Source organism: Streptomyces wedmorensis, from assembly GCF_000716445.1.
Classification (GTDB): domain Bacteria; phylum Actinomycetota; class Actinomycetes; order Streptomycetales; family Streptomycetaceae; genus Streptomyces; species Streptomyces wedmorensis.
In genome coordinates this window covers 1-11,983 of the sequence record NZ_JNWK01000107.1, presented here as the reverse complement: position 1 = coordinate 11,983, position 11,983 = coordinate 1, and the positions used below count along the sequence as shown (strand labels likewise).

At 71.9% G+C, this 11,983-nt stretch carries 7 protein-coding genes; 4 read left to right on the top strand and 3 right to left on the bottom strand.

Going from position 1 to position 11,983, the window contains the following annotated elements; translation table 11 throughout:
* Window positions 1-233: 233 nt before the first annotated feature.
* Entirely contained in the window at window positions 234-1,862 is a 1,629-nt protein-coding gene (locus OO54_RS40000; RefSeq protein ID WP_033212442.1) for a PucR family transcriptional regulator, read from the bottom strand.
* 161 nt (window positions 1,863-2,023) lie between these two features.
* On the opposite strand from OO54_RS40000, the gene OO54_RS39995 reads away from it, so the two are divergent.
* The gene (locus OO54_RS39995; RefSeq protein ID WP_033212441.1) at window positions 2,024-3,538 is read left to right on the top strand and encodes an APC family permease; all 1,515 of its coding nucleotides are present in this window, start codon (window positions 2,024-2,026) and stop codon (window positions 3,536-3,538) included.
* 45 nt (window positions 3,539-3,583) lie between these two features.
* Window positions 3,584-5,227, top strand: a complete 1,644-nt coding sequence (locus OO54_RS39990; protein ID WP_033212439.1) for a flavin monoamine oxidase family protein — start codon at window positions 3,584-3,586, stop codon at window positions 5,225-5,227.
* Here the strand turns inward: OO54_RS39990 and OO54_RS39985 are convergent, their stop codons facing one another.
* On the bottom strand, window positions 5,228-6,610 hold the full coding sequence (locus OO54_RS39985; protein WP_033212437.1) for an FAD-binding oxidoreductase: 1,383 nt from the start codon (window positions 6,608-6,610) through the stop codon (window positions 5,228-5,230).
* 76 nt (window positions 6,611-6,686) lie between these two features.
* Entirely contained in the window at window positions 6,687-8,489 is a 1,803-nt protein-coding gene (locus OO54_RS39980; protein ID WP_033212435.1) for a glycoside hydrolase family 15 protein, read from the bottom strand.
* 543 nt (window positions 8,490-9,032) lie between these two features.
* On the opposite strand from OO54_RS39980, the gene OO54_RS39975 reads away from it, so the two are divergent.
* Both OO54_RS39975 and OO54_RS39970 read left to right on the top strand, forming a co-directional pair.
* Window positions 9,033-10,691 carry a CTP synthase gene (locus OO54_RS39975; protein WP_026058638.1) on the top strand — a complete coding sequence of 553 codons (1,659 nt, stop codon included), beginning with the start codon at window positions 9,033-9,035 and terminating at the stop codon, window positions 10,689-10,691.
* An 88-nt stretch (window positions 10,692-10,779) separates the two neighbouring features.
* Entirely contained in the window at window positions 10,780-11,406 is a 627-nt protein-coding gene (locus OO54_RS39970; RefSeq protein ID WP_033212433.1) for an NUDIX domain-containing protein, read from the top strand.
* The last annotated feature ends 577 nt before the right edge of the window (window positions 11,407-11,983 follow it).

The window sequence follows — 11,983 nt, the reverse complement described above, 5'->3', positions numbered from 1 at the left end:
AGGCGGGGCCGGGGGTTGCGGGTGGGCACCGCCCCAGCGGAACGATTGCCCACAACGGGGTGGGCCGGGGGTTGCGGGTGGGCACCGCCCCGGCGGAACCCCCGGCCCACAACGGGGTGGGCCGGGGGTTGCGCCCACAACGGGGTGGGCCGGGGGTTGCGGGTGGGCACCGCCCCGGCGGAACGATTGCCCACAACGGGGGGCGGAAGGCCTGCTCGCAAGCCGGGGGCCTGTCAGGGGGTGTGGCGGCGGGCTCGGAGGGCTAGGGAGAGGGCGAGGACGGTTTGGGGGTCGTCGAGGTCGGTGCCGAGGAGTTCGGAGATGCGGGCGAGGCGGTTGTAGAGGGTCTGGCGGTTGAGGTGGAGCTCGCGCGCGGTCTCCGCCTTGCGGCCCGCGTGGGCGAGGTACGTCTCGAGGGTGGGGAGGAGGGGCGGGCGGGAGGTGCGGTCGTGGTCGCGGAGGGGGCCGATGGCGCGGTCGACGAACGCGGGGAGGACGGTGTCGCCGTGGTAGTGGAGGCGCCAGAGGAGCAGGTCGATGTCGAGGCGCCGGGCGTCGTACCAGGGGAGGTCCGAGAGGCCCTGGGCGGCCGTCGCGGTCTCGGCCGCGTGCCGTAGGCCCGCCGAGGCCGCCGCCCAGCCGCCGGCGACGCCGACGACGACGATCGGCGGGTGTACTCCGGCGCGTTCGAGGCCGGCGCGTTCGACGCCGGCGCGCAGCGCCGCGGCGACGCGGTCCGCGACCGCCGTGCGTTCCGATTCGGAGCGCAGGCCGAGGAGCAGGGGCACCCGGCCTTCCACCGGGCGGACGCCGAGGAGGACGGGGACGCCGACGGAGGAGAGTTCTTCGAGGACCGCGCGGGCGAGGAGGGCCCAGTTGCCGGAGGGGGAGAGTTCCGAGGCCAGGCGCATGACCACCGGGAGGAGCGGGCCGTCGCCCGGTTTGAAGCCGAGGACGCGGGCCTGGGCGGGCGCGGCCTCGGCCGTGATCCGGCCCTCGGCGAGGTCCGTCAGGAAGTCGCCGCGGCCGCGGGCGGCCAGTTCCTCTTCCTGGCGGGCCTGCATGAGGACGACGGCGAGGAGTCCGGCGGCCCGCTCGGCGGCCATCCGGTGGACGGGGGAGAGGGCGCCGGAGACCGCCAGGAGGACGAGCCGGGCCCGTACCGACGACGTACCGGGTCCGCCGCCGGGCACGTCGACGAGGACGGTGCCGGTCGGCGGGCCGGATTCGCGGGCGGCCCGCTGGCCGCGCAGTCCGTCCCAGACCTGGAGCGGGTCGGCGGGGGCGGACTCGGTGCCCGCCGCGTACAGGAGCTGGCCGTCGGCGGTCTCCAGGAAGACGGGGTTGGCGGCGAAGTCGGAGAGGATGCGGAGGACCTGGGGGACGCCGCCGCCGCCGAGCAGGGCCTCCGTGCACTGCCGGTGGACTTCTTCGGCCTGGCGGAGGAGCGCGTAGTGGCCGTTGACGATCTCGGTGTGGATCTCCTCCGTGACGGCGACGAACGGCACCTCGCGGTGGAGCTGGACGAGGGGCAGGCCGGCCGTCCGGGCGGTCTCCACTATCGTCGCCGGGAGCCGGGCGAAGCGCGGGCCGAGTTCCACCACGAGGGCCGCGATGCCCCGGTCGGCGAGGCGGCGGACGAAGGCCCGCTGTTCGGCCGGGCGGGTGCCGAGGCCGAGGCCCGTGGTGAGCAGCAGTTCGCCGCCCTTGAGCAGCGAAGCGATGTTCGGCACCTCGCCGGCGTGCACCCAGCGCACGGTGCGGTGCAGCCGGTCGGCGCCGGCGACGACCTCCGGGAGCCCGCCGCGGAGGCCCGGAAGTTCGAGTGCCCGCTGCACGGTGATTCCGCCCTGACTGTCCATGGGCCCGGACGCTACCCGCGTCCGTGTTTCCGCGACATCACCCCACGGTCACGGGACCGGACAGTTCGTACACCAGGGCGACAACTCGTCGTGTCGTGGCGGGAATTGTATGACCGCATGTCGATTGTGGCCTGTGTCACACGCGAGGATGCTCTCGCGCCATGGCAGAGAACTCCACCCCAGAGGTCCACCGGCTGAAGGCGAATTCGGTCGGTCTTGTCGGCGTCGTCTTCATGGCCGTGGCCACCGCGGCCCCGATCACCGCGATGACCGGAAACCTCCCCATCGCCGTCGGCTTCGGCAACGGCACCGGCGCGCCCGCCGGATACCTCTTCGCGACGCTCGTCCTGACCGTCTTCTCGGTCGGCTACGTCGCCATGGCCAAGCGGATCACGGCCGCCGGCGCCTTCTACGGATACATCTCGCACGGTCTCGGCCGGATCGCCGGCATGGCGTCCGGCATGCTCGCGGTCCTCGCGTACATCGTCTTCGAGGCCTCGATCGTCGGCGTCTTCGCGTACTTCGCCAAGACGACCGTCGCCGACCAGCTCGGCGTCGACCTTCCCTGGGTCCTGTACGCGGCGGTCATGCTGGCCGTCACCGCGGTCCTCTCGTACTTCGACATCAACCTGACCGCCAAGGCGCTCGGCGTGATGCTCGTGGCCGAGATCGCGGTCCTCTTCGCGGTCGCCACCGCCGTCCTGATCGCCGGCGGCGGCCCCGACGGCATCCCGGTCGAGCCGATCAACCCGAAGAACGCCTTCACCGGCACCTCCGCCGGACTCGGCCTCTTCTTCGCCTTCTGGTCCTGGGTCGGCTTCGAGTCGACCGCGATGTACGGGGAGGAGTCCCGCGACCCGAAGAGGGTCATCCCGCGCGCCACCCTGATCTCCGTCATCGGCGTCGGCCTCTTCTACATCTACGTGTCGTGGATGACGATCGCCGGGAACGGGCTGACCGGCTCGGTGAAGCTGTCCGCCTCCTCCAGCCCGCTCGACCTGTTCTTCGCGCCCACCGAGTCCTTCATCGGCGCCTGGGCCGTCGACGCCTTCCAGTGGCTGCTGCTCACCGGCTCCTTCGCCTGCGGGATGGCGTTCCACCAGTGCGCCTCGCGCTACCTCTACGCCATCGGCCGCGAGGGCTTCCTCCACCCGGCCCTCGGCCGCACCCACGCCCGTCACGGGTCGCCGTACATCGCCTCGTACGTGCAGAGCGCGATCGCCGTGGCCCTCGTCGGCGCTTTCTGGCTGACCGGCCAGGACCCCTACATCCACCTCTACACCCTGCTCGCGATCCTCGGCACCATGGCGATCCTCATCGTCCAGACGCTCTGCTCCTTCGCCGTCATCGGCTACTTCCGCAAGAACCACCCCGAGGACCGCCACTGGTTCAAGACCCTCACCGCCCCTCTCCTCGGCGGCGTCGGCATGATCGCCGTCGTCGTGCTGCTGATCATGAACATGGAGACCGCGGCCGGGCTCGCCGCCGACTCCCTCTTCTTCGAGGCGATCCCGTGGATCGTCGGCGCCGTCTTCTTCGGCGGCCTCGGCCTCGGCTTCTACCTCAAGGCCAAGCGGCCCGAACGGTACGAGATCATCGGCCGGATCGTCCTGGAGGACGCCACCGAGCGCCCTGCCGACGAGGACGCCGCGCCCGCCCCCGTGCCCCAGAGCTGACCCTCCCTCCCCGGGTTCCGTCCCCTCTTCCTCCAGGAGCGCCCCATGGCACGCACCAACCCGATGCACCTCCTGAAGCACCTCGCCGCCGAGCACGCCGACGCCCGACGGCTCGGCCTGCCCGTCGACGAGCTCCGCGGCATGCGGGCCGACGCCCTCGGGCGCCGGTCCCTCCTCAAGTACGCGGCAGCCGCCGGGATCGCGGTCGGCGCGGGCACGGCGGCCACCGTCGCGCCCGCCGCGGCCGCCACCCCGACCCCGCCGATCAGCAGCACCGCCCGGATCGCCGTCGTCGGCGCCGGGATCTCCGGCCTCACCGCCGCCCTCACCCTCCAGGACGCCGGTCTGAGCCCGGTGCTCTACGAGGCGAACCCGTCCAGGGTCGGCGGCCGCATGTGGACCCAGCGGGCCCACTGGGCGTACGGGCAGACCTCCGAGATCGGCGGCGAGCTGATCGACACCAGCCACAAGAAGATCCTGGAGCTCTGCCGCCGCTTCGACCTCGCCACCGAGGACTTCCTCGGCGGCGGACCCAACGGAGCCGAGGAGGTCCTCTGGTTCGGCGGCGGCTACTACCCGCGCAGCCAGGCCGACGAGGACTTCAACGCGGTCTACCAGGCGCTGCGCCGCGACCTCTCCGAGTCGGGCGAGGTCACCTGGAACCGGACCACCCCCACCGGCACCGCGCTCGACAACATGTCGGTGTACGAGTGGATCGAGACCCGGGTCCCCGGCGGGCACTCCTCGCGGCTCGGCCGGTTCATCGACGTCGCCTACAACGTCGAGTACGGTGCCGACACCACCGAGCAGTCCTCGCTCGCCCTCGTCCTGCTCATGGGCTACCAGACCAATCCGGGCAACTTCAACGTCTGGGGCCTGTCCAACGAGCGCTACCACGTCGTCGGCGGCAACGACCGGCTGCCGAACGCCGTCGCGGGAGCCCTCACCCCTGGCACCCTGCGCATGGGCTGGTCCCTGACCGCCGTACGCGCCAACGCCGACGGAACCCAGACGCTGACCTTCACCGAGGCCGGCGCCACCCGGACCGTCACCGCGGACCACACCATCCTGTGCGTCCCGCTGCCGATCCTCCAGCAACTCGACGTCTCCCAGGCCGGCTTCGACCCGCGCATGCGGAACCTGCTGCGGGACGCCCGCATGGGCCACTGCACCAAGCTCAACATGCAGTTCGGCACCCGCCCCTGGCGCGGCACCGGCCCCTGGCCCGGGGTCTCGGCGGGCGACTGCTTCACCGACACCGAGGTCCAGCAGACCTGGGACACCACCAAGATCCAGGGCGGGACCGGCGGCATCCTCCTCCAGTACGGCGGCGGGAGCCTGGCCAGGAACCTGAACCCGGCGGACCCCTTCTCCACCGAGTCCGACCCGTACGTACGGAACCTGGTCACCCGCTACCTGGCCGGCATCGACGCCTTCTTCCCCGGCACCTCACGGGCGTACACCGGCCGCGCCCAGCTCTCCGCCTGGCACAAGAACCCGTACTCGCTCGGCGCGTACTCCTGCTGGCCCGTCGGCTACCTCCACCGGTACGCCACGTACGAGGGGACCGCGCAGGGCAACGTCCACATCGGCGGCGAGCACTGTTCGTACGACTTCCAGGGCTTCATGGAGGGCGGCGCGACCGAGGGCGAGCGGGCCGCCAAGGAGGTGATCGCCGTCCTGAGGTGATCAGCCGGCCGGCACGATGTTCTGGTTGAAGCGGAACACGTTGTCGGGGTCGTAGGCGGCCTTCACGGCGGCGAGCCGGCGGTAGTTCCCCTCACCGTAGGAGGAGACGATCCGCTGCTCGCCCTCGGCGCCGACGAAGTTCAGATACGTCGCGTCGAGCGCCCACGGCCGCGCGTCGGCCCGCACGTCGTGGACCCACTGCCGCGCCTCCTCGTCGTACGCGGGGTCCTCCCAGGTCGCGAACGGGTGCACCGCCCACGGAGCGGTGCGCCACGGCTGCGGATACCCGGAGGGCCCCGCCGCCACGGCCCCGCCCATCAGGAACAGCACGTGCTGGGTGGCCGTCCCGTCCGGGATCCGCCCGCCGCGGTCGCAGAAGACGTCCACGGCCTCGTCGGGGAACTCCCGCAGGTACTCGGCCGACCAGTAGTTCCGCAGGCCCGGCGGGTCGTCGAGCATGCTCTGCAGGTCCACGTACGGGATGTCCGCGACCACCTCGACCACGGGCTTCAGCGCGAACAGCGGCGCCGCGAACTCGCGGAGCTCACCGACCGGCCCGGCGTACGTGAACAGCGCCCCGCAGACCAGCTTGCCGACCAGCTCCTCCGGGACGAACGGCTCCGGGGGAGCGGGCATGTAGATGGCGCCGCCGCCCATGTCGTCGGGCGCCACGGCACCGAGGTCGCGATAGGTGCGCACCACCTCGGGCGCGACGTCGGGCAGGAAGAGCAGCATGGCGATGCTCGTCCGGGGCAGCGGGTGCAGCCGCATCGTCAGCGAGGTCGCCACCCCGAAGTTCCCGCCGCCGCCGTGCAACGCCCAGAACAGGTCCGGGTTCTCCTCCGCGTCCGTGTGGACGTGCTTGCCCTCGGCGGTGATCAGGTCGGCGGCCAGCAGGTTGTCGCTCGCGAGGCCGAACTTCCGCTCGAACCAGCCCGAGCCGCCGCCGAGCACGAAGCCGCCGACACCGGTGGTGGACACCCGGCCGCCGGTGGTCGCCACGCGGAACGGCTGGCACGCGTGGTCCAGGTGGGCCATCGTCGCCCCGCCCTCGATCCGGACCGTCATGTCCTCCGGGTCCACGACCACACCGTGCATCCGGCGGAGGTCGACGATCAGCGCGCCGTCGATCATGGAGGTACCGGCGACGCTGTGCCCGCCGCCGCGCACCGCGATCGGCAGCTCGGCCTCGCGGCCGAAGAGGATCGCGTTGGACACGTCGGCCTGGGTGGCGCACTGGGCGATCACCGAGGGGCGTCGGTCGATCATGCCGTTGTGCAGGGCACGCGCCTCGTCGTAGCCCGGATCGCCGGGGACGATCACCGCGCCGGCCAGGTCCTCGACCAGTCCGGCCAGGGCGCTTTCGGAGACATGGGGACCCATGGGAGCCCCCCTTTCCTGCGGGGGGACGGGACCTTCCCATCGTAGGACCGGGCGTCGTCCCCCGCGCGGGACCGGCTCAGCCGCCGTACGCCCTGCTCGCCGTCAGCCGCAGCGCGGTGTCGATCAGCGGGACGTGGCTGAACGCCTGCGGGAAGTTCCCCACCTGGCGCTGGAGCCGCGGGTCCCACTCCTCGGCGAGCAGCCCGAGGTCGTTGCGGAGCGCGAGGAGCTTCTCGAAGAGCGTGCGCGCCTCGTCGACCCGGCCGATCATCGCCAGATCGTCGGCCAGCCAGAACGAGCACGCGAGGAACGCGCCCTCGTCGCCCTCCAGGCCGTCGACGCCGGCCTCCTCGCCGGCCGTGGGGTAGCGCAGGACGAAGCCGTCCTCCGTGGACAGTTCGCGCTGGATCGCCTCGATCGTGCCGATCACCCGCTTGTCGTCCGGCGGCAGGAAGCCCATCTGCGGGATCAGCAGCAGCGAGGCGTCCAGCTCCCTGGAACCGTACGACTGCGTGAACGTGTTCCGCTCCTTGTCGTAGCCCTTCTCGCAGACGTCCCGGTGGATCTCGTCGCGGAGCTCCTGCCAGCGCTCCAGCGGGCCGTCGGCGTCCCCGGACTCGATGAGCTTGATCGTGCGGTCCACCGCCACCCAGGCCATCACCTTGGAATGGACGAAGTGGCGGCGCGGGCCGCGGACCTCCCAGATGCCCTCGTCGGGCTGGTCCCAGTGCTTCTCCAGGTAGTTGATCAGCTTGATCTGGAGCAGGGAGGCGTAGTCGTTGCGGGACAGGCCCGTCATGTGCGCGAGGTGGAGGGCCTCGGTGACCTCGCCGTAGACGTCCAGCTGGAGCTGGTTGGCGGCGCCGTTGCCGACCCGGACCGGGCCGGAGTTCTCGTATCCCGGCAGCCAGTCGAGCTCCGCCTCGCCGAGCTCCCGCTCGCCGGCGATGCCGTACATGATCTGGAGGTTCTCCGGGTCGCCCGCGACCGCCCTGAGCAGCCAGTCCCGCCAGGCGCGGGCCTCCTCGCGGTAGCCGGTGCGGAGCATCGACGAGAGGGTGATCGCCGCGTCACGCAGCCAGGTGTACCGGTAGTCCCAGTTCCGTACGCCGCCGATCTCCTCCGGCAGCGAAGTGGTCGGCGCGGCCACGATCCCGCCGGTCGGCGCGTACGTCAGCGCCTTCAGGGTGATCAGCGAACGTACCACGGCCTCCCGGTAGGGGCCGTGGTACGTGCAGTGCTCGACCCACTCGCGCCAGAAGTCGGCGGTCCCCTCCAGGGAGCCCTCGGGGTCCGGCAGGGCCGGCGGCTCCTTGTGGGAGGGCTGCCAGGACAGCGTGAGGGTGATCCGCTCGCCGGGGGTGACGGTGAAGTCCGAGTACGTCGTGAGGTCCTCGCCGTGGGTCTCGGCGTCGGTGTCCAGCCACACCGAGTCGGGCCCGGCGACCGCGACGGTGCGCTCCCCGACCTTGTGGACCCAGGGCACGATCCGGCCGTAGCTGAACCGCATCCGCAGCGCCGAGCGCATCCGCACCCGCCCGGAGACGCCCTCCACGATCCGGATCAGCTGCGGCGCGCCGTCGCGCGGCGGCATGAAGTCGATCACCCGGACCGTGCCGCGCGGGGTGTCCCACTCGGACTCCAGGATCAGCGAGTCGCCCCGGTAGCGGCGCCGGTCGGCGGGGGCCGGCTCGGCGTCCGCGGGACCCGCGGGGCCCACCCGCCAGAACCCGTGTTCCTCGGTGCCGAGCAGTCCGGCGAAGACCGCGTGCGAGTCGAAGCGTGGGAGGCACAGCCAGTCGACGCTGCCGTCCCGGCAGACCAGGGCAGCGGTCTGCATGTCTCCGATGAGTGCGTAATCCTCGATGCGCCCGGCCACGTGCTTCACTCCAGTCGAACGGCCATGTCCGCCCCGCGGGGCGCTTGCTCAGATGCGCCGGCTGGGTGTCAGCCGGGTCTGCGTGTCAGCGGTCAAGGGTCGTCGACGAGCTCTTGGTCCGGATGACGGGCGGGGTGGTGCCGCTGGCCGGCCTGCTCGGCGGTCCATGTCCGAGCAGGATACGTCGCACCACCCTAGTGACCCGGTGATCACGCCGGGAACGGCGTTGCTCCGATCAGGTGAACGACCCCCTGTCCTCTTCCGGGCGGCTCGGCCCGGAGCCTCTTTCCCCTGGTGGGCGGGGCGCCCCATGCTCGTACCGCCGTCCGCCCGACCGTCCGCGTCGCCGTGCGTGAACACCCGACTGCCGCGTGTGGCCGGAAGCGGTCTCCCGATGTCGCTGATACCCTGGTACCCCGTGGACCGGTGGGAAACGGCGACAGCCGAGGACCCCGCAACCGCAGCGACGGCACCCCCCGATTCTTCCGGAGGGGACGCCGGTACGCACCTCCAGAACGCGACCACGGGAGCCCCCTCTTGGCGATGCCGCCCAACACCACGACGACCAAGCACATCTTCGTCACCGGGGGTGTCGCCTCCTCCCTCGGCAAGGGCCTGACCGCCTCCAGCCTGGGTGCGCTCCTGAAGGCCCGCGGCCTGCGGGTCACGATGCAGAAGCTCGACCCGTACCTGAACGTCGACCCGGGCACGATGAACCCCTTCCAGCACGGTGAGGTGTTCGTCACCAACGACGGCGCCGAGACCGACCTGGACATCGGCCACTACGAGCGCTTCCTCGACGTCGACCTCGACGGCTCGGCCAACGTCACCACCGGCCAGGTCTACTCGCAGGTCATCGCCAAGGAGCGGCGCGGCGAGTACCTCGGCGACACCGTGCAGGTCATCCCGCACATCACCAACGAGATCAAGTCCCGGATCCGCCGCATGGCGACCGACGACGTCGACGTCGTCATCACCGAGGTCGGCGGCACGGTCGGCGACATCGAGTCGCTGCCGTTCCTGGAGACCGTCCGCCAGGTCCGCCACGAGGTCGGCCGCGACAACGTCTTCGTCGTGCACATCTCGCTGCTGCCCTACATCGGCCCCTCCGGCGAGCTGAAGACCAAGCCGACCCAGCACTCCGTCGCCGCCCTGCGCAACATCGGCATCCAGCCCGACGCCATCGTGCTCCGCGCCGACCGCGAGGTCCCGACCGCCATCAAGCGCAAGATCTCGCTGATGTGCGACGTCGACGAGGCCGCGGTCGTCGCCGCCATCGACGCCAAGTCGATCTACGACATCCCGAAGGTGCTGCACACCGAGGGCCTGGACGCCTACGTCGTCCGCAAGCTCGACCTGCCGTTCCGCGACGTCGACTGGTCCACCTGGGACGACCTGCTCGACCGCGTCCACAACCCGGAGCACGAGGTCACGGTCGCGCTCGTCGGCAAGTACATCGACCTGCCCGACGCGTACCTCTCGATCACCGAGGCCATGCGCGCCGGCGGCTTCGCCAACAAGGCCCGCGTCAAGGTCAAGTGGGTCACCTCCGACGACTGCAAGACCCCGGCGGGCGCGCAGAAGCAGCTCGGCGACGTCGACGCGATCCTCATCCCCGGCGGCTTCGGCGACCGCGGCGTCAACGGCAAGATCGGCGCCATCCAGTACGCCCGTGAGAACAAGGTGCCGCTGCTCGGCATCTGCCTCGGCCTGCAGTGCATCGTCATCGAGGCCGCGCGGAACCTGGCGGACATCCCCGACGCCAACTCCACCGAGTTCGACCCCGCCACCGCGCACCCCGTCGTCTCCACGATGGAAGAGCAGCTGGCGTACGTCGAGGGCGCAGGCGACCTGGGCGGAACGATGCGCCTGGGCCTGTACCCGGCCAAGCTCGCCGAGGGTTCCATCGTCCGCGAGGTCTACGACGACCAGCCGTACGTCGACGAGCGCCACCGTCACCGCTACGAGGTCAACAACTCCTACCGCGCGGAGCTGGAGAAGAAGGCCGGCCTGGTCTTCTCCGGCACCTCCCCGGACAACAAGCTCGTCGAGTACGTCGAGTACCCGCGCGAGGTCCACCCCTACCTGGTCGCCACCCAGGCGCACCCCGAGCTGCGCTCGCGCCCGACCCGCCCGCACCCGCTCTTCGCGGGCCTGGTCAAGGCGGCCGTCGAGCGCAAGACGGGCAAGCCGGCGAAGTGACCGGCGCTGTCGTCGGTCGGCGTTAACGTTGCCGGGGTACGGGTCCTCGCGGGCCCGCACCCCGGCTTTCGTATGTGGGAGGACCCAGATGGACTTGCAGGACACCCCGGAGGAATGGCCGGTCACGGCGACGGCGACCCCCTTCCAGGGAAAGAAGACGAGTGTCCGCACCGACGACGTGGTCATGCGGGACGGCAGCGTCGCCCGCCGCGACTACCAGGTCCACCCCGGCTCGGTGGCCGTCCTCGCCCTCGACGAGCAGGACCGGGTCCTGCTGATCAAGCAGTACCGCCACCCCGTCCGCCAGAAGCTCTGGGAGATCCCCGCCGGACTGCTCGACGTCCCCGGCGAGAACCCGCTCCACGCCGCCCAGCGCGAGCTGTACGAGGAGGCCCACGTCAAGGCGGCGGACTGGCGGGTCCTCACCGACGTCTACACCTCCCCCGGCGGTACCGACGAGGCCCTCCGGATCTTCCTCGCCCGCGATCTCGCCGAGGCGGAGGGCGAGCGCTACGAGGTCTCCGACGAGGAGGCCGACATGGAGCTGGCGCGGGTGCCGCTCGCGGAGCTCGTGCGGGGGGCGCTCGCGGGAGACCTCCACAACACGTGCCTCGTCGTCGGTGTGCTCTCGCTCGCGGCGGTGCGGGCGGGGGATGGCGTCGACTCGTTGCGGCCGCCCACCGCCCCCTGGCCGGCCCGCCCCTTCGAGGCCTGACCCCCCGCCGCCCCGCGCTCCGCTTCGCCGACCCGCCCGCGCGGCCCCCGCCCCCGCCGCCGCGCGGGCCTAACCCCCTGCCGTTCGGGCCTGCGCCCCTGCCGTTCGGGCCTAACCCCCTGCCGCTCGGGCCTGCGCCCCTGCCGCTCGGGCCTGCGCCCCTGCCGCTCGGGCCTGCGCCCCTGGCGTGCACGCCTTCGCGCCCGTTCCGCCGCGCGGGCCTTCGCCCACCGCACCTCCGTGTGGGCTGCCACGCCGCGCCCCCGCCACGCCGCGCCCCCGTGTGGGCCTTCGCCCGCGCCCATCCTCGTGTGGGCCTTCGCCCACCGCCGTGTGGGCAATCGTCCCGCTGGGGCGGGACGGGGGGGGACACGGGACGGCGCGCTTGGCGGCGCCTCCGCCCCTTGTGCCTGGACCCGCACTCGTTGCGCACCGCGCTGTCGGTGCGGGTTCGGGCGCGGAAGCCTGGGCCCGGCAAGGGGCGCCGTCCGTTGTGCCCACCCGTTCCGCCCCAGCGGAACGATTGCCCACAACGGGGTGGGCGGGGTTGCGGGTGGGCACCGCCCCAGCGGAACGA